The following is a 22,856-nucleotide window of genomic DNA, read 5'->3' as shown; positions in this document are numbered from 1 at the left end:
CTCTTTCATTAATCAATCCAATAATTCTTCTCATTTCCTGGTATCTGTTTGTCAGCAGGAGGTGGAGTCATATAATCTTCCCCAAATTCATAGACAAGAATCTCATGATATCTTCTTGGTACTTTTAGGATTAGATTTTCATATGGCATATCAATTGTATCATACAGCCATTCTGCTTTAATGCCAGCTGGATAGTATGAATCATAAGTTGAACAAACCAAGTCTGTAGAATTTTCAACACTGTATTTTAAGGCAAGTTGTTCTAGCTTTTGATTCCAGAATTGAGGAGATGTAAATCTGAATATTGCTGACGCGATATAACGAGGAAGATTTTTAATCCCTCCGTTTTCGTATTTAATTCCTTTAAAGTTCAAAGACGATAGACGAATTAGTTGTTTATAGAGTTTCATTTTCTTACGATCTTGTTCGTCTGTAACAAGACCATCGTACGGGAAGACATCTACGCAAGTTCCAAGCACAACACTTGGATCTAAAAGATTCGAATCTCTCCGTGTTCGAATATCGTAAACACGCATATAACTATATGGATAACCCTTCGTTTCTCTAAAAGAAATCAGCTTATAGTATGGGTGGTTATCGTTTTTTAGAACTTCGTATAACTTTTCAAATTCATCTCTAGCTAAAGAAATGTCTGTATCATCATCCCAAGGAATAAAGCCTTTGTGACGTACAGCCCCAAGCAAGGTTCCAAAATCGATAAAATATTTAATATCATGTTTTTCACAGATTTTATGTAAATACTCTAGAATATCAAGTTCTACTTGCTTAATCTCTTCTAGACTTAAAATTCTCTCAGACATCTTTGTCACTCCTATTTTTTACTCTTTCCTAAGATGAAAAAATATTATCCATTCTCTACAATTTTCCATAGTTTGAAGTCATGATGGGAAACTTGTTGCTCCACTGGTGGCAACTGCATATAGTTTCCATAATCTGAAGTAAGAATTTCATGGTAGTGTTTTGGTATCATGAATTCCTTACCTTCAAAATTACCAATTTCAACATTTTCTAACCATTCTCGTTTCCAAACAGGTTTATTCATATCTTTATAGATAAGGTAGTCTACTTGTTCATAATCTTCTACTTTTCTAGATTTTGCCAATTCATCGATTTGAGAAACGTACTTATTTGTGTTTGTGAAATAAAAGATAATAACAGAAATATAGCGGATCATTGAATTTACTACACTTTTAGTATTCGTAATTCCCTTGAAAGTATAACAACTTAACTGGCGTTTCTTGATGATTTTAGTCATTTTATCCTTAAACGCTTGATCATCTTCATAACCATCTACAGGGAAAATATCTACATAGATACCCATATTTGAATCAATTCGCACATCTTCCTCAAGTAGGTAGGTTCGATTATCTTGAACCTTCATAAAAGGATAAACATAATTGATATTATTTTTATAAGACATGACTTCGTATCTCTCGTCTGGATGTGCAATCAGATAATCTTGTAATTTTTCATAATCATCTCGAAGCATACAAATATCCATATCATCATCCCATGGAATAAAACCTTGATGACGAACTGCGCCAATTAAGCTACCATAAGCTAAGAAATACTTAACACCAATTTTCTGACAAACTTCATGAATATACTCCATGATTCCTAATTCCATCTGTTGGATTTCAGAAATATCTGTCACTTCCTCATAACGGATATTTTTTTCTTTCGAACAGACCGTTAAACCATAGCCAATCACTAACCAGAAAATAATATTGATAAAGTTTGTAGAATACATAATCTGACTTTCAAACAATTGTCCAAATAAAATACCAAAAAATAGAATCATAATAAATTTTTCGCTATTCTTCTTAGACACAATTAAATAAGTAACAAATCTTCTAGCGATATAACTTATTAAAATGATGAAAGAAAGTAAACCTAATAATCCTGAACTTACAAAAATTGTTACAAATATATTGTGGAAATTCCCACCAATCAGTGAATTCTGAATTTCAAATTTGCTAAAGTACTCTGTATAGTAATCGGTAACATTTCGAACACCATAGCCAAATAACGGTTTTGCATTTCCCATTTTAATAGCATTTTTCCAAATATAAGTACGTCCACTTGGTGTCGTCTCGATTAGGTGAAGTTCCCCGTTTTTCTTGGCTATGTCCGAATCTGTCTCTGAGTATGATTTGCCTTTATTCAAGTCAATTACAGTTGCCTTAGTTGCTGAAATGTATATAGAAGTTACATAACTAATACCAATATTGCTACCTGTGAGTAATATACTAGCTACTAGAAAAGTAAGCCATTTTTTGAGTAATTTTCCTCTAGAAATAAAAAGACAATAAATTCCAAGCATCAAAATGACTGATAAGAGTGCTCCTCTACTCTGCATGGTTGCAAAATAGATTAACTGAATCAGATTGTTTATCTTTAGATAAACTGAGTATTTACTTCCTTTATGAATAAGGTACAAAGCAAAAACAATGCTGATATAAGAAAAAATAGCACTTGCATTTGGATTAACAATTCCCCACAAGCGTCCATTCATAACACCATAATAATAGGATTGTTCTCCAATTTTAAATAATATTAAGACTCTAAATATTAAAAGAACAAAAGCAAATATGGCTGAGAAAAAAGAAACAATTTGAACCGTTCCTGCAATCAAGCGAATTAACTTCTTAAGATACTCTAAATTCACCATGGTAAATAGTAAAATGTAGGTAATCATAAAGAAGATTTCAACCATATTTCCCATCAAGTGGCCCGAACGATTAACCAATGTTGCTACTAGATGGCTCCCCGCCAAAAGCCCAAATAAACCTAGGAACTTTTTATCGATTTCTATTCGTTTCCAATTTAATAATAAGGTTAAACAAATACAAAGAACAACAACCGCTGATAATCCCTTATAAACAGGATTTGTTACTTTATAAACTAAGGAACTCATGCTTAAAATCGATATAAAAACAAACAGATATGAAATCCAAAATTTTGATTTTTCAAAGCATTCATTCGTTTTTGAAAAATTCATCTTCAACTCCTTTAAATGACATTATTGATTCAAGCCGACAATTTGTTTATAAATCCATGGAGAAACAAGGAGAGACAAAACGGCTATTTTTCGAAAATTAGTAAAATAAGGATCTTTTAATATCTCAGACAAATGATTGATAATCCACTTTCGCAACTTATTTTTTTCTGTTCGATATTGATCTGATTCTGTAAAGATTATTTTATCGTACACAGTGATATAGGACCAACACTCCCTGTTCACTAATTCAGTTTTTAGTTGTGGGAATATTTGAAAAACATCCGAAATAATAATCTTATAGACTTCTATGGTATCAAATACATGAGTATTGACAGAAGTTGTTGCACTACCCTGCCTATGGTCATAATAGTAGATTGGTTTGTCAATAAATACGCTTGTACATTTGGTTTTTAGTAAAACTTCTGTTAAAAACAAAGCATCCTCAGCCAAATGATAGTCTGTATTAAATGTAAAATCTGAAATAATCTCCCTTTTAAACAATTTTGCAACAGGGAAAAAAGAAGTCCGGGTTGTTATCAATAATTCTCTCATTGTCTGCTCTGTCGACCACTTTTCTTTCTTTCCTGAAAAAACTGGTAGTTCTGTAATTTGACCATTTTTTATATGGTGGAGACGCGCTATACTAAAGCCGATAGAATCGTCACTATCAACTACACTTATTAAAGTTTCCAAATAATCTGGTGTAATAAAATCATCACTATCAATAAAAGTAATCCATTCTCCTCTTGAATGTTGAATACCTACATTTCTAGCATTAGAGACCCCAGCGTTCTCAAGATGAAAAACCTTGATATTTCCATTTTTAGAAACTAGTTGATCACATATTTCACCACTCTGGTCTGTCGAACCATCATTAATAAGAAGCAATTCAAAATTCGTATAAGTCTGCTTTAAAATCGACTCAACACATCGTTCAAGATATTTTTCTACGTTGTATACAGGAACAATGATACTAATTTTTTCTTGCATTGTATTCTCCCTTATATTCTGTATAGCTTTTATCCATATCTGCTATAACAGCATCATGGTGAGGTACTTGCTTGTCAGCTGGTGGTGGTGTCATATAGTCTCCAAAAGCTGTGCTAAGATAGGCATCGTAACCAACTGGAATAGGCATCTCTGTTCCTTCAAAAGGTAAGAAAATATTATCTTCAAAGGCTTGAATTGGGTATTTCTTCTTCATGTAACCTGGACCTGAGCATAATTCTGTGATGCCATCACTTTCAGCTGGTCCATACTTAGTCATTTCTTTCTCAGCTTTTTTCCAGATACGATAACGAAGGGCTTTAGGAGTTAATCCTAATAAAATCGTGCTTCCCCATTTCATGAGAGCTCCATGATTTTCTGGAATGGTTTGGGCACAAAAGAGAGAATAAATCAAAGCCCAACGTACCTGTTTCTTACGTTCAGCTGGATTTTTAGGGTAGTAGTCCAAGGGAAGAACATCCAAGGCCAAGCCATGTGGGAGGTCCAAATCTTGTTGGTAAGGCTTGATGCAAGTTGTTTCCTTGTCTCGAATAGTGATAAAGAGGTTGCGGTCGATAAAGTCTTTATCACTTTTTGATAGGAAGTAACGCTCGTCCGCATAACGAGGCCATAGCTCTGCTAATTTTTCATAATCCTTGCGAGGCATAAAGAAGTCTAAATCATCATCCCAAGGAATAAAACCTTTATTTCGGAGAGCTCCAATAGCTCCTCCACCACACAAATAACAGAGCAATCCGTGTTCTTTACAAAAGGCGACAAAATATTCAGCCATCTCTAGGCTACGAGCTTGAATTGCCTTTAAATCACTCATCTCATTCTCTTCCTCTTCTATAGAATACATCATTCTATTATACCATAAAAATAGTTTATAAATCCATCTGACCATGTGAAAAATCAAAGCTTGAGATACCTATTTTTATAGGTACCTCAAGCTCTGATTCATTTTATATTTTATCTAAATCCCATCTGGGCCAGTTTATTTTGGTAAGCTTTTTGGTCCACTCGAAGGGATTGACCACCGTATACGTCAAAGTCGTCTACCCAGTCTCCAAGTTCTGGAACTGTCAATCTTTCAATACCATTCTGCGCACCTTCAAGGACTGATAAACCATTGGTCAATAAGAAAGTATATGGAAGGTTTGTAGAGGTCATGGCGAATACTTTACCAAGAGCTTCCGAACCAGTGAAAAGTTTTGTCGGATCTTTAATTTGTTGTAAAACAGCAGTCATGACTTGTTGCTGTCTACGAGTACGCCCATAGTCCCCTTCATCATCATCACGGAAACGTGCATAGTTGAGAAGAGTCGAACCATTCATCTGTTGTTTCCCAGCTCGAATGGTTTGAGTCGGTGACTCAGTTTCCGTCGCGTGCAAGTCATCTCCTACAGTCGCTTCTGTAACTGGGACCCCATTTAGAGTTGAAAACTGAGCATCAATGGTCACACCATCAGGGAAAAGCGTATCAATGGCTGTTGCAAAGGCTTGGAAATCGACAAGGGCATAATATTTGATGTCTAGATCAAAATTATCCTTGAGCACCTTACGAACCCTTTCGGCTCCTTGTTTACCTTCTTGTTCCCCTAATTCGTAGGCTAAGTTTAATTTATGGTCGGTCTGTTTTTGACCATTGATGACTTGACTATACCCATCAATATAGACCAAGTTATCACGCATAAAGCTAACAAGCTTCAATTTTTTATCTTTACCACTTACATTTAAAACCATGACAGAGTCCGTCCGAGTTTCCGAACTATCTTGTCCGATACGTCCATCCGTACCCAAAATAAGAATATTAACCCCATCACGAGTATCCTGTCCATTGAAGACTTCAACCTGAGCAGCTTTGGCATCTTTGGGACCACTTGAACTATTCGGACTCGCTGATTGAAATCCCTTTAAGAACATGAAAATCATCCCTACTGCTACACAAAGCAATAACATCCCTAACCAAGCAAATAAGCGTTTAAAACGAAAACCTCTTTTTTTCTTTTGTTTCTTTTGCTTTGGAAGTTTAGCTTTTGGTTGAGATTGACTAGTACGTCGGCTTGCACGAGTACGATTTGTATAACTTGGTAGACCAGTGTTAGATTCAGAAAAGCCTTGATATTCTGAATCATCTGTCTCTTCCTTTTCAACCGGACGGACGTCTTGTTGACCATCTAACTTCGCTTGCAAAAAAGCAAACTCTCTTCTTTCCCTTTCATTTAGATAATGAATATTTTTCAAGAGATAGTCATAACGTAATTTTTCATGGTGTGTTAGAGGATTCTCTCTAGTCATTCCTTCTCCTTCCCTTTATCCTGTATGGTATAGATAGGGTAAGATCCTAGTATTTTATACTGGATTCCAATCGTTTCTAGTTCTTTTTGAGCAAAATGGACCAGTTCTTTATCAGTATAAGCGACATCAATGATAAAAAAGTATTCACCCAAGGCTGTTTTTAGGGGACGACTTTCAATTTTAGTCAGGTCAATCCCGCGCCAAGCAAAGGTAGAAAGTGCCTTATATAATGCACCTGGTAGATTATCCGGCAAGGTCAAGGCCAGGCTCATCTTTTCAGAACTTGCTTTCAAAGGGATTTGTGGTAAGTTAAGCCCCAAAACCCAAAAACGAGTAAAATTGGCTTCCATTTCTTGAATATCTTGAGCGACCAGTTTTAATCCATATTCTTCAGCAGAGCTTTTTGGAGCAATAGCTGCAAATGGTTGATCTGGATGTTCAGAAACGTACCGAGCAGCATAGGCTGTACTTGCCGTTACTTCTAATTGAGCATCTGGAAAATGTTCATCGATAAATTTCTTTCCTTGGGCTAATGCTTGCGGATGAGAAAAGATTTTCTCTATTTTAGACTGTCCTGGTACTGCCATCAGCTGTTGATGGATTGGCTGAACAATCTCTGCCACAGCTTGAATCCGAGCTTGATGGAAAAGATAGTCTAGAGTCTCATGAACACTACCTTCAATAGAATTTTCAACTGGCACTACTGAATAGTCTACCAAACCTTGTTCATAGGCCTTGATAACGTCCGTAATATTTGAAAAAGGCTCTAGTTCCTCATGTGGAAAAGCCGTCTGCACAACATGGTGCGAAAAAGATCCTTTGGGACCTAGATAGGCAATTTTCATTTCAGTTCCTCTATAATTTCCTCTGGGCTTAATCTTGATACATCAACAATCTGACTAGCCACTTCCTCATACCAGATTTGTCTTTCATTAAAAATAGCTGCCAAATCTTCCTTGCTATTCTTTAAAAATAGTGGGCGTTGATTGTCCTTATCGGCTGAAATACGCTGATAGAGAGTCTTAAAATCTGCTTTTAGGTAGATGTTGTCTGGATTTTGCTTAAGCAAGGCACGATTTCGAGGAGAAATGACTATTCCTCCTCCTGTGGAGATAACTTGATCTGTCTTTAGCAGATCAGCCAAAACTTCTTCTTCTATCTGACGGAAGGCTGCTTCTCCTTTTTCTTCAAAGAAACGAGCAATCGACATCCCCAGTCGGTCTTCAAGCAAGGCATCCATATCTACGAAGTTAGGATCTAATCCTCTAGCGATGGTAGATTTTCCTGCCCCCATAAATCCTAGTAAAATTTTAGCCATGAATCAAAGTCTCCAAATCATCAAAGAAGCTTGGGTAACTAGTATTGATAGCTTCGGCACGGTCCAATTCTACTTCTCCATCTGTAACTAAGAGAGCTGCAATGGCTGTCATCATACCGATACGGTGGTCTCCGAAGGTGTTGACTCTGGCACCATGGAGGGTAGATTTCCCTTCGATAATCATTCCGTCTGCTGTAGGAGTAATAGTTGCTCCCATGCTATTTAAAGCATCAGCAACAACTTGAATACGGTCAGTTTCTTTAACCTTAAGCTCCTCAGCATCTTTGATAACCGTTTGCCCTTGAGCTTGGGTTGCAAGGAGCGCGATAATTGGCAATTCATCAATCAAACGTGGAATCAAGGCTCCACCAATCTCTGTTCCCTTCAAATCTGAAGTTTCGACAGTCAAGGTTGCAGACTTGGCAATTGGATTAATATCAGTAAGTTCTAATTTCCCACTCATAGCACGGATAACATCTATTATCCCTGTACGAGTTTCATTAATACCAACATTCTTAAGTACCACTCGAGAATTTGGGACGATCAAACCTGCCACTAACCAAAAGGCTGCACTAGAAATATCTCCAGGTACGACAACTGTTTGCCCACTTAGTTTTTGTGGCCCTTGGACTGTGATTTTCTTACCATCGACACTCAAGTCTCCGCCAAATTGACGTAGCATATCTTCTGTATGATTACGAGTGCACTCCTTCTCAATGATGACAGACTGGCCTTGAGCCTGCAATGCCGCAAAAATCAAGGCTGACTTAACTTGAGCAGAGGCAATTGGCAATTCATATTGAATAGGTCTTAAATTTTTTGTACCTTTTAAGTGCAAAGGTGGCAAGTCTCGCTCTGTTTGACCTGAAATACTAACTCCCATTTTTTTCAAAGGAAGGGTCACACGATCCATAGGGCGTTTAGAAAGACTGTCATCTCCAAACATCTCCACTTCAAAGTCTGCACCTGCAAGGACGCCTGAAATCAAACGAATAGATGTCCCAGAATTCCCCATATCGAGAGCGTTCTTAGGGGCTTTCAATCCATCCATCCCAACACCTTGAATGGTAACGACACCATCTTTGTCCTCAATCTCAACACCAAGGTCACGAAACACTTGCATGGTTGATAGGACATCTTCACCACGCAAGATATCATAAACTTTAGTCTCACCTTCAGCCAAGCTTCCAAAAATAATAGAGCGATGACTGATGGACTTATCACCTGGTACCTGAATACTACCATTCAAATGGTTAATGTTTGTTTTTAACTTCATACTAGACCTCATACTGACAATACTTTTTCTTATTTTATCATAAAAAGTCAGAAATTTCTTAAAAATTCCTGACTTTATGATAGTTAATAATATTTTTTCAATACACTTTTGCCTTTTTGATTTATTTCAACCTGAAGCTTTTTAATAGCAATTCTTTTTCATTTTCAATTTACCAACTATCTGAAGAGCCACCACCATCAAATCCACCGCCATCCCAATCATCAGAAGACCAAGATGAACTAGAACTACTAGTATCATATCTAGATGTAGAAGAATCTAATCTACCATAAGAACTTGACTGTACTCTTTGTGAAGCAAAGTAGCTTTTTTTGAGCTCGGAAGTCCAAGAAGCATTCTTCACAAAATCTTTATCGTTTGGATAGAGTTTTCCCTTCCCATTATAAGAGTATTGAGAGCGGTTCAGCCTATCTAGTTGCTTTCTTTTAACTTCTGCGTGGTATGCTTCTATCAGTAATGTAGTCCAAGAATCATTAGGTAGAAAACCTTTTGAGTCTGGATAGAGTTTGTTATATCCTGTGTAGTTATATTGAGACCTAATTAAACGCTTATTTTTTTTATAGTAAGATTTACGTTCTTCAGTCCACGTATCGTTAGGTACAAAGTCAGGAAAATCTGGATACAGCTTCCCCTTTCCCTCGTACTCATACTTAGAAAAGCGACATCTTTTTAAGTACCTGAACCACGTTACTAAACTCAGTAAAAGAAAGAACATTAGATAAAACAATATCGGAAACGGAATGTAATCAAAATACTTACTAGGGCCTTCATTATTTTTTAATGATTTTTCATAAATTTTTGAAAGCCAACTATTCTTATTCTCTTTCTTGTTAATGATTTCAGCTTTCCCAGATTCGGCTTTAGAGATACCTACTAGAATTCTGTTAAGAGCATCAGTATATTTCCCTTCTTTCATGTAAGGTTTCGAATCATTTAGTAAAGAACTAACCTTCGAGTCAGTAAGCCAAATTGCTGCTTCGTTGGATGTTTCAATACGAAACTTCCTATCCTTTATAGCAATAGCGATTAAAATTCCACTATTGGAATCTTGTTTCCCAATTTTCCATTTGCGTGCAACCTCATTGGCTACCTCTTCGATACTGGAACCGTCCAGGGTATCTACAATGTAAATACCTACTTGGGTTTCACTTCCAGCATTCATACTCTCTAACGTTTCTGCAACACTAGTGGTTAAATACCCATTAGGATCGTAAATACCATTTAAAGGCCGATCTGGAACAGCTATATTAGCCGCCACTAGTGGCATAAAAAAGAATAAAGGGATAATTAAGAGTAAAATTAACTTTTTCATAGGAGATTCCCCACAAGACTAATCAGTTAAATTGATTTTAGGGATAAACTTTGCATCTTTCTCTGCTCCAATTAACTCAGCTCTATAGTTAGAAACTTTCAAATTTGTTTTGCATTTTGATTATTAGTAAAGACAATCATTCCCATAGTCATTATTAAACAGACCAGGCTAATAATTCTAGCTTATACAGTAGTTACCGATAATAAAAATACGATTGAGAAAATACCGATAAATCATAAACAAAATAAGTTTTTTATTTTAGCAATTCTGAAATTGGTTCAAAGACAATTTTTTCAATATCAGAAAGGTAGATAGAAAGTTGTTGCTGTTTGGCAAAGAATTCTGACAAGAGGGCGTTACCTTGAATCAACTTACCAAAAAATTCCATTTTTTCTTGGAAAGAAGCATCTGGAATTTGACCAGTTTGTGCCATGATTTGGATTTCATGCTGAAAAGCAATATAATCTGCAAAAACTTTGCTTGCTTCTGCATCTGCTTGGATGGCATCTCTAGCTTCTTTTACTGCCTTGTACTCTGGCAATTCGCGTAGTCCACGACTTAGTGCATTTGCACTATCATAAATATTTGACATGATTGTCCTCCTTATTTAATAACGACTGTGTAATTTGTATTTTCTGTAATGACTTGCTCAGCACGTTTTAAATCCTGAGCATTCTTAAAGGAAATTTGCAGAATCCCGTGAATATCTTCACGGTTTTCCTCATTGATATGGATATTGACCAAGGAAGTTCCTCGTAGCAATTCCAAGATGCGCAAGATAACATCTTCCTCATCGGGAACATCGACATAGAGGTCAAATGAGCTATCTACTCCTCCTCGTTTATGGATTTCCATAGCTTGACGTTGTTCACGCGCTTGATTGAAAAAGTTCCAGATTTGGTTTTCATCACCCTTGCTAATAGCTTGTCCAACCTCATCTAAACGTCGCTTGAAATCCTCGATGCGTTCAATAATAGTTTCTCGATTGGATAAGAGAATAGAAGTCCACATGCCTGGCTCACTTTCGGCAATCCGAGTCATATCACGGAAACCACCTGCCGCAAAACGTCGTGCCATTTCATGTTCTTCAGCATAACTAGCAGTTTGTTCCATCAAGCCTGATGCTAAGATATGCGGAAAATGACTGATCTGAGAAGTCACTCGGTCATGCTCTGTAGCATCAATTTCAATGAAACGAGCGTGCAGACCTGACAGCAAGTCCCTCATTTCTTCAAGCGTATCCTGGGTTGTTAAGCTCGAAGGCGTGAAGATATAATAGGCATTTTCAAAAAGATTAACATCTGCAGAGGCCGCTCCTGTCTTATGACTACCTGCCATAGGATGAGCTCCAACAAAGCGAACAGGCTTATCTGCAAAACACTTCTCAGCTGTAGACACGATAGCTGACTTGGTCGATCCAGCATCAGAAATAATGACATCTTCTTTTAGTTCCAATGTTGCCAATTCTTGTAAAAAAGCAATGGTTTGCTTGATTGGCAAGGTAAGAATGATGACATCTGCAAGTGGAGCAAAAGTGGCAAAATCATCCGTCGCACGGTCGATCATTCCTCGCTCCAAGGCAATATCTCTGGACGCCTGACTACGATTGTATCCCAAAATCTCATAATCAGGATGATCTCTCTTAATCCCCAGTGCCATGGAAGCACCAATCAAACCAAGCCCTGCGATATAGATGGTTTTTGCCATAAGAACTCCTTAATAATTCTTTGTATACTCCCGATGTTTTGCAACAGCTTCTTTTAATTCTTCCAGATTATCTGAAGAGAATTTCTCTAGAATTTCTTGGGCTAAGACCGTTGCTACGACCGCTTCCATAACGACACCTGCTGCTGGAAGAGCAGTTGGATCACTTCTCTCCACCGTTGCCTTATAAGGCTCATGAGTTTCGATATCGACACTCATCAATGGTTTATATAGAGTTGGAATTGGTTTCATGACCCCACGGACAACAATTGGTTGGCCGTTAGTCATACCACCTTCGAAACCACCAAGATTATTAGTGCGACGAGTATAGCCATCTTTTGGTGACCAGAGGATTTCATCCATGACTTGGCTACCCTTGAGATAACCAGCTTTAAAACCAAGACCAAACTCCACTCCCTTAAAGGCATTGATGGAGACAACCGCTTGAGCTAGTCTTGCATCTAGTTTGCGATCCCATTGAACATAAGAACCCAGACCAACCGGAACACCACCGACAACCGTTTCAACAACACCACCGATGGTATCTCCATCACGTTTGATTTGATCAATATAGTCCTTGATTTCCTGCTCACGTTCTTGGTTGACGATAGAAACTTCTGACTGGGCAGCTAGTTTTTTGATCTCTTCAACTGTTAAGTTTTCTGGAACATCGATTTCCTTACCACCAAAGACAACAACATGGTTAGCAATTTCAATATCAAGCTCAGCCAATAGTCGTTTAGCCACAGTCCCGACTGCCACTCGCATAGTCGTTTCACGAGCAGATGAACGTTCCAGGGAATTTCTCAAATCATCAAAGCGGTATTTGATACCTCCTACCAAGTCAGCGTGACCTGGGCGAGGATGAGTGATTTTTCGTTTACTTTTAAGGCGGTCTTCAATGTCCTCGGCAGACATGATATCCAACCATTTTTGGTGGTCTTTGTTAATAACATCCATGGTGATAGGAGCTCCTGTCGTCTTTCCATGACGAACGCCAGAAGTAAAGACAACCTGATCGCTCTCAATCTTCATGCGACCACCACGACCGTAACCACCTTGGCGACGTTTGAGATCCTCATTGATATCCTCGGCAGTCAAAGGAAGGCCTGCTGGAATTCCTTCAATAATTGCAGTCAGACGAGGACCGTGTGATTCTCCCGCTGTTAAATATCTCATACCTTCTCCTTATTTTACCAAGTAATCTTTCATTTCTTCGAGTGAGACGGGGTGAATAGTGGCTGAACCAAGTTCTGGTACCAAAACTAACTTCATAGTGTTTCCACGCGCTTTTTTATCATGAGTCAAAGCCTGATAAAGCTTATCAACATCCCAGTTTTCATAATCAACAGGAAGGCCAAATTTCTGACACATTTCTCGGATAGACTGAGTGATCCCAGCTGGCATGAGGCCTTTCCCCTCTGCTACTTTGGAGACCTGAACCATTCCCATCGCTACTGCCTCACCATGCATGACACGTCCATAACCAGCAGTCGCTTCGATAGCATGGCCAATTGTATGACCAAAGTTTAGATACAAACGAATGCCATTGTCCAATTCATCTTCAACTACCATCTTGCGCTTCACTTGGCAAGAGTGCTCAATCAAACTTTCTGAATGTTCCAAAATGCTTTCCACAGAACCATCCATTTTAGATAATAGGTCCCAAAGCTCTGGATCTTCAATTAAGCCATACTTGATGACTTCACCCATTCCTTCAATCAACTCTCTCTTACCTAAGGTTTCAAGAACGGTTGGATCAATTAAAACACCATCTGGCTGAGCAAAAGTTCCCACCATATTCTTGGCAAAAGGAGTATTCACTCCTGTCTTACCACCGATTGAAGAGTCCACTTGAGCAGTCAAACTGGTCGGAATTTGAACAAAGTGAATGCCTCGCATGTAAGTTGAGGCTACAAAGCCAGCCACATCACCAACAACTCCACCACCTAGAGCTACGATACCATCGCTACGAGTCAAGTCTTGCTTGACCAAAAATTCATAAGCTTTTTGAACCGTGGTTAGATTTTTTCGCTCTTCACCCTCTAGGAAGTCAAAAACTGCCACTTGAAAACCAGCATCCTCTAGGCTCAATTTAACTTTTTCTGCATAGAGAGAAGCCACATGGTTATCGGTAATGATAACGACTTTTTGCGGTTGCCAAAGTTCCCGCAACCATTTTCCTGCTTGAGACAGGTATCCTTTTTCAATCTGAATATCATAAGGATGGTGGGGAAGGTCTATTTTGATTTTCATAGCAGTTCTCCTTTTTTCATTATTGATACTTTTGTTTTAATAATTCCCAGATTTGATCAGTTGGCATTTCCTTGTCAGTCCATAACTGAAAAGCTTCAGCTGCTTGGTAAAGCAACATGCCTAGGCCATTAACAGCGTGATTGCCCTGGTTTCTTGCCCAATTTAAAAATGGTGTCTCAAAGGGTTGATAAATCACATCAGCTACCAAAAGCTTCTCTGGTAAAAGGACACTTGCTGGGATTGGCAGAGATACTCCATCCATACCAACACTAGTCGCATTTACCAGTAAATCCGAATCAGTTATCCTTGCTTGCAGTTCAGAAACATCTTCTAAAGCAAATAAATCTACTTTAAACCCTGTTTCATTTTGTAGTTTTTCTAAGTAAGGTCTTGTTTTTTCTATTGAAGCCGAACGTACAAAGACAGAAACTTGACTGACTCCATCCAAGATTGCTTGCGCCAAAATTGCCTTGGCTGCACCGCCTGCTCCTAACAAGACCATTCTTTTCCCAGATATTTTAAAAGAAGGCAAGCTCTTAAAGAATCCCTTGCCATCTGTGTTATATCCAATTAAAGTTCCCTCTCGATTCACCACTGTATTGACAGCACCAATCAAACGAGCTTCTTCACTCAATTGATCCAAATAAGGAATCACCTGCTCCTTGTAGGGCATAGAAAGATTGATTCCAAACATCTGGTAACGACGAATGTTGGCAACTGTTTCTGCCAAGTCAGTCGCTTCTACTTCCCAAGCAAGGTAAACACCATTAGTACTGGTTGCCTCAAAAGCTGTATTGTGAATGAAGGGAGAAATGGAGTGTTTAATGGGATTTGCGACTACAGCTGCTAAACGTGTGTAGCCATCAATCTTCATTAAGAATCTCCCGAATTTTTTTCATGCTAGATAGAGAAATCTGTCCTGGAGCACTGGCTTCATCCAGACTTGCAAAAGACCAGCTAGAGCCCGTTACATCCGAAGTAATACGTGAGACCTTACCCACTTTCCCCATAGAAATGGTTACATATTCTTGTTCAGGGTTCAATGTTTTAAAGCCACGTGTAAAGTTCATCAAATCCAATACATCTTGTTCTGTATGAGCCATAACTGCGATTTTCACAACTTTAGGGTTTAAACTTGTCAACTCAGACAAGATTTCCATTAGATTTTCAGGTGTTTCTTGGAAATTATGGTAGCTCAAGACAAGGTTTGGAAATTCTAACATTTCCTCAAAAACATCCCTATAGCTAAAATACTCAAAATCAATATAATCTGGTTGATAAAGCTGGGCTACTTCCTTGATAATTTGAACATATTCTTCTGAAGAGAGTTCAATTTGACCACCCTCAGCACGAGTACGCAAGGTAAAAACAAGCTCACGTCCTGCAAATTTTTCGAAAATAGCTGGTGCTACCTGCAAAATAGCTTCCTTTGGTAAGAAGTCAGCTCGCCATTCGATGATATCGGCATCATGGTAGCGCATCGCATCAATAGCCTGAGCCTCCTCTAAACTTCTTGGCATTACGGAAACAATTAATTTCATTTACTAACCTTCATGGTAATCACTTTGAGGTAATTACTACTTTCATCTTTTTCATTGTAGACAAAGTCTGCTGGAAGTCCATACTTTTGAAGGACCTGATATTTTCTACCTGCAAATCCTTTGTCGATTTGTTCTGTGAATTTTTGACGGGAAACATTAGCAGCATTAGTACTAGCAATAATGATTCCACCTGGATTTAAAATCTCTAGGCTTTGGGAAATCAACTTGTGATAATCCTTCGCTACAGAGAAAGTTTGTTTTTTATTTCGGGCAAAACTAGGCGGATCCAGAACAATCACATCGTAGCTCAAACCCTTCCTCTTAGCATATTTAAAGTATTCAAAGACATCCATGACAAGCAATCGATGATTGTCTAGACTCAAACCATTAGCATGAAAATGAGCTTCTGATAGTTCTCTCGAACGCTTGGCTAGATCCACAGAGGTTGTTTCACTAGCTCCTCCCATAGCTGCAGCGACTGAGAAGGCTGCTGTATAGGAAAACATATTGAGCAAGGATTTCCCCATTGCTAAACCATCAACTAAGCTCCCACGAACTTCATGCTGATCCAAGAAGATCCCTGTCATTAGGCCGTCATTCATAAAGACTTGGTACAAGACTCCATTCTCAAGAACAGTGAAATATTCAGCTGCTTCTTGACCATAGATATGGGCAGACTCATAATCTAGACCTTTGAAGCGAATCTTTTCATAGGCACCCAAGACTTCTGGAAATACCTGAGCGAAGGCTGCCATAATCTCTTGGCGAAGACCATAGATATAGGAGTTATACCAAGAGAAAACAACATAATCTCCGTAGAGATCCAGCGTCATTCCACCAAAACCATCGCCTTCTTGATTAAACAAACGAAAGGCAGTTGTCAACTCATCCTGATAGTAGGAAGAACGTTTGTGTTTGGCTTTTTCAAACAAGCTTTCAAAGAACTTTTGATTAAAAGAAACTTTCTGGTTGGTTACAAACCAACCAATCCCCTTGTTTTGACTGGATAAATAAGCCTTCCCTAAAAATTTTTTGCTTTGGCTGAAAAGCTCAACTTCTTGATTAGTTTCAGATAGCTCTGGAAAATCAATCTCTTCTAAAACCATCTGACCCTTATTCAGCTTTTTTTCGACACGCCGGCTGACGAACACTTTTTTCATAGATACAATTATATCAAATTTGTTGAAAATTCACAAAATAGAAACAACCTTTACTTTTTTACTCTCGTTTTAAAAAATGGTATACTAATACTCATTTAAAATTAGGAAGTAATTGTGTGAGAATCACAATAAAAGATGCTCTTCCGTCTTGGAGGAGCATTTCTTTTTATAAAATTTATCAAGCAAGCGACCAACTATCTCATCTTTTTTCTATTTCTGTCAATATGCGTGATAGATAGTAATGACAGCTAAATATAGCAAGACCAAGCAGGAGGATAAGAGCTCCTACTCCCAAGCTGATGGCAAGGATAGTAGAGAGAGACTGAACCAAGAATAAGCTACCAATTACAAGGGCCATTAGGATTACACTATAAATAAGCAATAGAACCATTGTGACTATGCCATTTGAACGATTCACCAGGTCCGTAATACTAGTCCAATTAGTTGACAGGTTTTTCACGTCCTTAAAATAATGGCGACAAGCAAGGATAACACTGGCAAGAATCCATGCCGCAAGAAGGTAAATCATCGAAAGGATTGGCAAGCCTAAATAAAGGGAAAGACCAAGTAAAATCACGATAGGTAAAAAGGACTGAACAGCAAATATAATCCAAAATTTCACTTTCACATAACGAGCAAAGTCAAAGGGCAAACTCTTCAGAAAATCAAAATTTTCCCTCTCCAGAGATAGCCCGATTGAAGGTAGACTTGTGATATTGTTATTTAAAACTGCTATAAACACTCCTACAAAAAACAAGGGTAACCAGTATGGAGGATGAATATCTGGAACTAACTGAGAATCTCGAATTTTGGAAATCCATCCGATCATCATGATATAAGGAAGAAAGGCACTTGTAAAAAGCACTGTAATGACGCCAGTCCCCTGTCCCAATAGGGAGAGGTTGTAGCGTAAAACCATGCGGAAAAATCCCTTTTTAGTCGTTGAAATCCCCTCTTTACTGCGACGTTCTTTTATGACTTTCTCCTCACTGTTAAGCAGGATAATGTCATAGAAACGAGGAAGAACCTTCTTTTTGGTCAGATAAAGTAAGAAGAGAGTTAGTCCTATCCAAGCGAGCAGACCCAGTATAGCCTCTGTCGAAAAAGGCTCCACTGCTATTTTGTAAAAGAGATGAATAGGATAAAGAAGAGGTGGAATGTCTCTAACTCTGTCAACTATATCTCCAGAAGTCGACTGTAGAAAGAAGACAAATAATAAAGGCGTGATAACCCCTATCCCAATCATCACATTCGCAAAAATAGACTGATACTTTCTAAAAACCGCAGTTTGAGCCAAGAAATGCACTGCCACTACCATCACTAGAGTCACAGAGACAAATAATAAGGCCAAGGACAGCAACATCAAGGGCAAACCCAGCCAAAGAGTAGGAGCTAGCCTAATATAGAGGACTAGAAAATAAGCTAGGATTGGTACAATTCCAGTTAGAGCTGGCAAGAGGACAGACAGTCCTTTAGCAATTATAATTTCTGATTTTTTAAAGGCATAGGGACTATAGGAGGCCAAGTCCTTACTCTCATAAAAGACATTGTAAAATGCAGTGAAAGACGTTGAAAAGGCAAGCACCAGTAAAATAGCAACCATGGTACTAAAAAAACTTGGCATTTCCTCAAAAGGAAAACGAAAGGCTAGATTAGAAAATAAGATGAGTAGCAACAAACTAGAAGCAAGATAAGAACGCAACAATTTCCCTGATACATCAACCTTTTTATCAGGATTCTTAGCTTGCTTCTTTCGTAGGTTAGCCAAATTAGCTTCTTTAGATGAATAGAGAATATTGATATCAACTAATTTTTTAATGACCTTGAGACGCATCTGTAACCTCCTCTTTTCTACCAGCAAGGCTAAGGTAGATACTTTCCAAAGACTGATCTGGGTGGTCTTTTCTCAAGTCCTCCACGCTACCACAATAAATCAAATGCCCCTTTTTCAAAATGGCAATCCGATCACAGACTTGCTCGGCTACCTCTAAGACATGGGTCGAAAACAAAACTGTTTTACCTTTTTGTGCATGTTCCTTCATCATTTGCTTCAAATCAAAGGCAGCCTGGGGATCCAAACCAGTCAAGGGTTCGTCCAAGACCCAAATATCAGGATCAGACAAGAGTGCCCCGATGACAAAGACTTTCTGACGCATTCCGTGAGAAAGAGTTTCAATAACCTGATAGCGGTTTTCAGCAAAATCAAAAACACTCAATAGCCTAGCTAGACTATACTCCAAGTCAGAGCTAGTTAGATCATAGGATGAGGCAAGCAATTCCCAAAATTCATTGGCCGTTAAACGCAAAAATAAGTCAGGCGAGTCTGCTACGTAGCCAATCTTTCGTTTGATCGCTAAACGATTTTCCGATAGCTCCTGACCATCTACCAAAATACGACCACTGCTTGGTGAAATGATACTGACTAAGGATTTTATAGTGGTCGATTTTCCAGCACCATTATGGCCAATTAAACCCATAATCTCTCCATTTTCAATCTGCAAATTGAGATTGCTCAAAGCCTCTTTATCACCATACAACTTACTAACATTTTGAAATTCAATCATGGGCTGACTCCTATATTTATATTTTTTATATTATTATATTAGCATTTTGATACAAAAAAATCAACACTTTTGATAAAATAGTCGAAAATATTTTTTAGATTTGCGCAAACGTTTGCGTATTCCTTGGCTTTGTGGTAAAATGATTGTCAAATTGTTAAGTATGAGGACTTTCTATGAAAAATCAAACCCTAATGCAATATTTTGAGTGGTACCTTCCCCACGATGGACAACACTGGACGCGACTTACCGATGATGCTGAGCGCCTTGCAAATCTAGGAATTAGCCACGTCTGGATGCCACCTGCCTTTAAAGCTACCAACGAAAAAGATGTCGGTTATGGTGTCTATGACCTTTTTGACCTCGGTGAATTTGATCAAAAAGGAACTGTGCGTACCAAGTACGGTTTCAGAGAAGACTATCTTCAAGCCATTCAAACACTTAAATCACATGGGATTCAACCTATGGCTGACGTCGTCTTAAACCACAAGGCAGCTGCAGACCGTTTAGAATCCTTCCAGGTTATTGAAGTCGACCCAGAAGATCGCACAATTGAACTTGGAGAACCTTTTACCATCAATGGTTGGACAAACTTTACTTTTGATGGAAGACAAAACACCTACAATGACTTCCACTGGCACTGGTACCATTTCACTGGAACTGACTACGATGCTAAAAGACGGAAGTCTGGTATCTACCTTATCCAGGGAGATAATAAGGGGTGGGCCCACGAAGAATTAGTCGATAACGAAAATGGTAACTATGACTACCTCATGTATGCGGACTTAGATTTTAAACATCCTGAAGTGATACAAAATATCTACGATTGGGCTGATTGGTTCATGGAAACGACTGGCGTAGCTGGTTTTCGCTTAGATGCTGTCAAGCATATCGATTCCTTCTTTATGCGTAATTTCATTCGTGACATCAAAGAGAAATATGGACAAGACTTCTATGTCTTTGGAGAATTCTGGAATCCAGATAAGGATGCCAACCTTGACTATCTCGAAAAGATTGAAGAGCGCTTTGACCTTGTCGATGTCCGACTCCATATGAATCTCTTTGAAGCAAGCCAAGCTGGTGCAGACTACGATTTGCGTACCATCTTTAATGATAGTCTGGTTCAAATCAAACCAGATAAGGCTGTAACCTTTGTCGAAAACCATGATACTCAACGAGGACAAGCTTTAGAATCTACTGTAGAAGAATGGTTTAAACCAGCAGCCTATGCTCTTATTCTTTTACGCGAGCAGGGTCTCCCTTGTGTCTTTTACGGAGACTACTATGGTATCTCTGGTCAATATGCTCAGCAAGATTTTAAAGAAGTTCTTGACTGTCTGCTAGCTATCCGAAAAGATTTGGCTTATGGAGAACAGACGGACTACTTTGATGACCCTAATTGTATCGGTTGGGTCCGTTCTGGTACTGACGACCAATCACCTATAGCCGTTCTTATCTCAAACGCTCAAGAAAATTACAAAACCATGTATGTCGGTCAAGAGTGGGCAAATCAAACATTTGTTGATTTGCTTGGGAACCATCCAGAACAAGTAACTATTACTGCCGAAGGATACGGCGACTTCCCAGTTGCTGAGCGTTCAGTCAGTGTCTGGGGGCATAGTTATTAAGAGCACAAAAAAACTTGCCATATGGCAAGTTTTTTTATATTAAATATTAGTCCTTCCATAAATCCATGGCATTCTTAAAATCAGATGAAACTTGAACATTTTGAGGATTGGTTGCTTCTCTTTCCTGACGTTTCGCCTCTACCTGGGCTACACTCTTAATACCCTCATGTCGCCAGTTTCGTAGGATTGCTTGGATATATTTCCAGTTTGGTTTTCCATTCAAAACAGCTTCACGTAGAGCTTCTTTTATCAAATCCGCACTCGTTCCGTCTTCTTTCAAACTCTTTTCCAAATCTTCGATTTCAAAGGGACTCAAGAGTCGACCTAGCTCCTGTTGGAAAGTTTCCACCAAGCTCTTCAAGTCATTCTGAGCTGGTTTCACTTGATTTGGAGCTTGTTTTTCAAAAAGTTGATCAAGTCGTTCCAAGGCAAGGGTTGCATCAAAGATAACTTCTATCTCACCATTGAGTTCAATCGTACGATATTGGAGTAATCCTTTATCGGTCAATCGTGAAATAGCTTGATTGACTTCAGTGACATTTTTCCCAATTTTTTCAGCGATTTGACTGGGAGACAATTCACCTAAAGCCGTTGTATTCTGTAGGTAAAAGAATTGCCAAACCAAGAAATCATCGCTTGACGAGAACAGTTGATTATAATGTAAGAGCAAGTCACTCGGTAAGACCAAGTTCCCTGATTTAAAAGCATCTAAATATGTCATAATTCCTCTTATAAATATCCAAAATGAGACACATCTTCTTCCGCACTTTTCCACTCAAAAGGTGTTTCTTGATAAACTGCATAATTTACCCAGTTACTGAAAAAGAGGGCTGCAGACGAGCTCCAACGCATACAAGGAAGCTCATGGATGTCGTCATTTTTGAAATAATTTTCTGGTATATGGGGATCTAAACCAGCATCTAGATCTCTAAAATATTCTTTCGCGAGCGTATCACGATCATACTCCAAATGCCCAAAGCTATAGACTTCTCTCAAATCTCGACTTGCAAGGATAGAGATTCCCACCTCTTCACCTGATGCTAAAATCTCTAAATTAGTTTTATTCAAGATATCCTCTTTGAGAATTTCTGTATGACGAGAATGAGGAGATACATAGAGATCATCAAAGCCTCTTAGCAGGAGATGCCCTTCTTTTAATACATCCTGAGGATAAATTCCAGAAAGCTTCTGGTCCATCTGGTATTTATCTACGCCATAGCGATAGTATAGACCCGCTTGTGCTCCCCAGCAAATATACAGGGTTGAAAAGACATGAGTCTTAGACCAATCGATAACCTTAGTAAATTCCTCCCAATAGTCCACTTCTTCAAAAGGGAGATGTTCAACTGGAGCACCTGTAATAATCAAGCCATCAAAATACTGGTCTTGAACTTCTGAGAAGGTCTTATAAAAAGTCTTCATATGCTCAGAACGAGTTGTTTTCGACTGATGACTTTCCATATATAAAAATTCAATATCTAACTGCAAAGGAGTATTGGCTAAATGGCGTAAAAGCTGAGTTTCTGTAACCATTTTCAGTGGCATCAAGTTTAAAATCAGAATTTTCAGTGGTCGAATATCCTGATGAGCCGCCCTCTGGTCATCCATGACGAAAATATTTTCCGTTCGTAAAATCTCAACTGCTGGTAATTTTTTATCAATTCGAATCGGCATAGAAATCTCCTTACTGTATCATATTGGACTCAAGTAAACATGGTATCGTCAAATGAAAATCAGCTGACGATAGTCCTTCCTTTTATTATACTGTAAGA

21 protein-coding genes are annotated in these 22,856 nt (G+C 38.5%); 1 reads left to right on the top strand and 20 read right to left on the bottom strand.

The features are described 5' to 3' along the window. Nucleotides 1–8 precede the first annotated feature (8 nt). The 18 genes from ACWPVF_RS02520 to ACWPVF_RS02435 form a co-directional block, all read right to left on the bottom strand. Nucleotides 9–821 (bottom strand): LicD family protein, encoded by an 813-nt coding sequence (locus ACWPVF_RS02520; protein WP_414307246.1) that lies wholly within the window; start codon nucleotides 819–821, stop codon nucleotides 9–11. A gap of 44 nt (nucleotides 822–865) precedes the next feature. Further along, nucleotides 866–3,022, bottom strand: a complete 2,157-nt coding sequence (locus ACWPVF_RS02515; RefSeq protein ID WP_454384515.1) for a LicD family protein — start codon at nucleotides 3,020–3,022, stop codon at nucleotides 866–868. 21 nt (nucleotides 3,023–3,043) lie between these two features. Beyond that, on the bottom strand, nucleotides 3,044–4,012 hold the full coding sequence (locus ACWPVF_RS02510) for a glycosyltransferase family 2 protein (RefSeq protein ID WP_454384513.1): 969 nt from the start codon (nucleotides 4,010–4,012) through the stop codon (nucleotides 3,044–3,046). Beyond that, nucleotides 3,996–4,841 (bottom strand): LicD family protein, encoded by an 846-nt coding sequence (locus ACWPVF_RS02505; RefSeq protein ID WP_454385780.1) that lies wholly within the window; start codon nucleotides 4,839–4,841, stop codon nucleotides 3,996–3,998. Before ACWPVF_RS02505 ends, ACWPVF_RS02510 begins: the two co-directional genes overlap by 17 nt. 140 nt (nucleotides 4,842–4,981) lie before the next feature. Beyond that, a complete protein-coding gene (locus tag ACWPVF_RS02500) occupies nucleotides 4,982–6,310 on the bottom strand; it encodes an LCP family protein (RefSeq protein WP_454384511.1) in 1,329 nt (442 codons plus the stop codon). Then, a complete protein-coding gene (gene pheA, locus ACWPVF_RS02495; protein ID WP_454384509.1) occupies nucleotides 6,307–7,155 on the bottom strand; it encodes a prephenate dehydratase in 849 nt (282 codons plus the stop codon). Before pheA ends, ACWPVF_RS02500 begins: the two co-directional genes overlap by 4 nt. Then, on the bottom strand, nucleotides 7,152–7,628 hold the full coding sequence (locus ACWPVF_RS02490) for a shikimate kinase (protein ID WP_454384507.1): 477 nt from the start codon (nucleotides 7,626–7,628) through the stop codon (nucleotides 7,152–7,154). The genes pheA and ACWPVF_RS02490 overlap by 4 nt, the downstream gene beginning before the upstream one ends. Next, entirely contained in the window at nucleotides 7,621–8,904 is a 1,284-nt protein-coding gene (gene aroA / locus ACWPVF_RS02485; RefSeq protein WP_454384505.1) for a 3-phosphoshikimate 1-carboxyvinyltransferase, read from the bottom strand. The genes ACWPVF_RS02490 and aroA overlap by 8 nt, the downstream gene beginning before the upstream one ends. A 169-nt stretch (nucleotides 8,905–9,073) precedes the next feature. After that, nucleotides 9,074–10,234 (bottom strand): TPM domain-containing protein, encoded by a 1,161-nt coding sequence (locus ACWPVF_RS02480; protein WP_454384503.1) that lies wholly within the window; start codon nucleotides 10,232–10,234, stop codon nucleotides 9,074–9,076. Between the two features lie 253 nt (nucleotides 10,235–10,487). Next, the gene (locus ACWPVF_RS02475; RefSeq protein WP_454384501.1) at nucleotides 10,488–10,826 is read right to left on the bottom strand and encodes a YlbF/YmcA family competence regulator; all 339 of its coding nucleotides are present in this window, start codon (nucleotides 10,824–10,826) and stop codon (nucleotides 10,488–10,490) included. A gap of 11 nt (nucleotides 10,827–10,837) precedes the next feature. Then, nucleotides 10,838–11,941, bottom strand: coding sequence for a prephenate dehydrogenase (locus tag ACWPVF_RS02470; protein WP_454384499.1), 1,104 nt, complete (start codon nucleotides 11,939–11,941; stop codon nucleotides 10,838–10,840). A gap of 9 nt (nucleotides 11,942–11,950) precedes the next feature. Further along, nucleotides 11,951–13,117: a chorismate synthase gene (gene aroC / locus ACWPVF_RS02465; RefSeq protein ID WP_454384497.1), complete on the bottom strand. Its 1,167-nt coding sequence runs from the start codon at nucleotides 13,115–13,117 to the stop codon at nucleotides 11,951–11,953. A 9-nt stretch (nucleotides 13,118–13,126) separates the two neighbouring features. Further along, nucleotides 13,127–14,194: a 3-dehydroquinate synthase gene (gene aroB / locus ACWPVF_RS02460; RefSeq protein ID WP_454384495.1), complete on the bottom strand. Its 1,068-nt coding sequence runs from the start codon at nucleotides 14,192–14,194 to the stop codon at nucleotides 13,127–13,129. Between the two features lie 19 nt (nucleotides 14,195–14,213). Beyond that, a complete protein-coding gene (locus ACWPVF_RS02455; protein WP_454384493.1) occupies nucleotides 14,214–15,068 on the bottom strand; it encodes a shikimate dehydrogenase in 855 nt (284 codons plus the stop codon). Beyond that, nucleotides 15,058–15,735 carry a type I 3-dehydroquinate dehydratase gene (gene aroD, locus ACWPVF_RS02450; RefSeq protein WP_214262249.1) on the bottom strand — a complete coding sequence of 226 codons (678 nt, stop codon included), beginning with the start codon at nucleotides 15,733–15,735 and terminating at the stop codon, nucleotides 15,058–15,060. The genes ACWPVF_RS02455 and aroD overlap by 11 nt, the downstream gene beginning before the upstream one ends. Further along, on the bottom strand, nucleotides 15,732–16,895 hold the full coding sequence (locus ACWPVF_RS02445; protein ID WP_414278078.1) for a class I SAM-dependent rRNA methyltransferase: 1,164 nt from the start codon (nucleotides 16,893–16,895) through the stop codon (nucleotides 15,732–15,734). Before ACWPVF_RS02445 ends, aroD begins: the two co-directional genes overlap by 4 nt. Nucleotides 16,896–17,094: 199 nt before the next feature. Further along, entirely contained in the window at nucleotides 17,095–18,729 is a 1,635-nt protein-coding gene (locus tag ACWPVF_RS02440) for a hypothetical protein (protein ID WP_454384491.1), read from the bottom strand. Then, on the bottom strand, nucleotides 18,710–19,459 hold the full coding sequence (locus ACWPVF_RS02435) for an ABC transporter ATP-binding protein (RefSeq protein WP_223333450.1): 750 nt from the start codon (nucleotides 19,457–19,459) through the stop codon (nucleotides 18,710–18,712). Before ACWPVF_RS02435 ends, ACWPVF_RS02440 begins: the two co-directional genes overlap by 20 nt. 173 nt (nucleotides 19,460–19,632) lie before the next feature. On the opposite strand from ACWPVF_RS02435, the gene ACWPVF_RS02430 reads away from it, so the two are divergent. Continuing rightward, nucleotides 19,633–21,084, top strand: a complete 1,452-nt coding sequence (locus ACWPVF_RS02430; protein WP_454384488.1) for an alpha-amylase — start codon at nucleotides 19,633–19,635, stop codon at nucleotides 21,082–21,084. Between the two features lie 46 nt (nucleotides 21,085–21,130). On the opposite strand, the gene ACWPVF_RS02425 is transcribed toward ACWPVF_RS02430, so the two are convergent. Beyond that, nucleotides 21,131–21,805 carry a DnaD domain-containing protein gene (locus tag ACWPVF_RS02425; RefSeq protein ID WP_454384486.1) on the bottom strand — a complete coding sequence of 225 codons (675 nt, stop codon included), beginning with the start codon at nucleotides 21,803–21,805 and terminating at the stop codon, nucleotides 21,131–21,133. A gap of 8 nt (nucleotides 21,806–21,813) precedes the next feature. Continuing rightward, complete coding sequence (gene metA / locus ACWPVF_RS02420; RefSeq protein WP_454384484.1) at nucleotides 21,814–22,758, bottom strand: homoserine O-acetyltransferase MetA; 945 nt, start codon at nucleotides 22,756–22,758, stop codon at nucleotides 21,814–21,816. Nucleotides 22,759–22,856 lie beyond the last annotated feature (98 nt).

This window comes from Streptococcus sp. Marseille-Q7087, assembly GCF_965111935.1.
This window is presented reverse-complemented; position numbering and strand designations above follow the sequence as displayed.

Bases quoted from the DNA above. Each gene is read 5' to 3' on its own strand.
- ACWPVF_RS02520 (WP_414307246.1), bottom strand. From the start codon at position 821: ATGTCTGAGAGAATTTTAAGTCTAGAAGAGATTAAGCAAGTAGAACTT.
- aroD (WP_214262249.1), bottom strand. From the start codon at position 15,735: ATGAAATTAATTGTTTCCGTAATGCCAAGAAGTTTAGAGGAGGCTCAG.
- ACWPVF_RS02515 (WP_454384515.1), bottom strand. From the start codon at position 3,022: ATGAATTTTTCAAAAACGAATGAATGCTTTGAAAAATCAAAATTTTGG.
- ACWPVF_RS02425 (WP_454384486.1), bottom strand. From the start codon at position 21,805: ATGACATATTTAGATGCTTTTAAATCAGGGAACTTGGTCTTACCGAGT.
- ACWPVF_RS02435 (WP_223333450.1), bottom strand. From the start codon at position 19,459: ATGATTGAATTTCAAAATGTTAGTAAGTTGTATGGTGATAAAGAGGCT.
- ACWPVF_RS02475 (WP_454384501.1), bottom strand. From the start codon at position 10,826: ATGTCAAATATTTATGATAGTGCAAATGCACTAAGTCGTGGACTACGC.
- ACWPVF_RS02440 (WP_454384491.1), bottom strand. From the start codon at position 18,729: ATGCGTCTCAAGGTCATTAAAAAATTAGTTGATATCAATATTCTCTAT.
- ACWPVF_RS02505 (WP_454385780.1), bottom strand. From the start codon at position 4,841: ATGAGTGATTTAAAGGCAATTCAAGCTCGTAGCCTAGAGATGGCTGAA.
- pheA (WP_454384509.1), bottom strand. From the start codon at position 7,155: ATGAAAATTGCCTATCTAGGTCCCAAAGGATCTTTTTCGCACCATGTT.
- metA (WP_454384484.1), bottom strand. From the start codon at position 22,758: ATGCCGATTCGAATTGATAAAAAATTACCAGCAGTTGAGATTTTACGA.
- ACWPVF_RS02510 (WP_454384513.1), bottom strand. From the start codon at position 4,012: ATGCAAGAAAAAATTAGTATCATTGTTCCTGTATACAACGTAGAAAAA.
- aroA (WP_454384505.1), bottom strand. From the start codon at position 8,904: ATGAAGTTAAAAACAAACATTAACCATTTGAATGGTAGTATTCAGGTA.
- ACWPVF_RS02480 (WP_454384503.1), bottom strand. From the start codon at position 10,234: ATGAAAAAGTTAATTTTACTCTTAATTATCCCTTTATTCTTTTTTATG.
- ACWPVF_RS02455 (WP_454384493.1), bottom strand. From the start codon at position 15,068: ATGAAGATTGATGGCTACACACGTTTAGCAGCTGTAGTCGCAAATCCC.
- ACWPVF_RS02445 (WP_414278078.1), bottom strand. From the start codon at position 16,895: ATGAAAAAAGTGTTCGTCAGCCGGCGTGTCGAAAAAAAGCTGAATAAG.
- ACWPVF_RS02490 (WP_454384507.1), bottom strand. From the start codon at position 7,628: ATGGCTAAAATTTTACTAGGATTTATGGGGGCAGGAAAATCTACCATC.
- ACWPVF_RS02470 (WP_454384499.1), bottom strand. From the start codon at position 11,941: ATGGCAAAAACCATCTATATCGCAGGGCTTGGTTTGATTGGTGCTTCC.
- ACWPVF_RS02430 (WP_454384488.1), top strand. From the start codon at position 19,633: ATGAAAAATCAAACCCTAATGCAATATTTTGAGTGGTACCTTCCCCAC.
- aroC (WP_454384497.1), bottom strand. From the start codon at position 13,117: ATGAGATATTTAACAGCGGGAGAATCACACGGTCCTCGTCTGACTGCA.
- aroB (WP_454384495.1), bottom strand. From the start codon at position 14,194: ATGAAAATCAAAATAGACCTTCCCCACCATCCTTATGATATTCAGATT.
- ACWPVF_RS02500 (WP_454384511.1), bottom strand. From the start codon at position 6,310: ATGACTAGAGAGAATCCTCTAACACACCATGAAAAATTACGTTATGAC.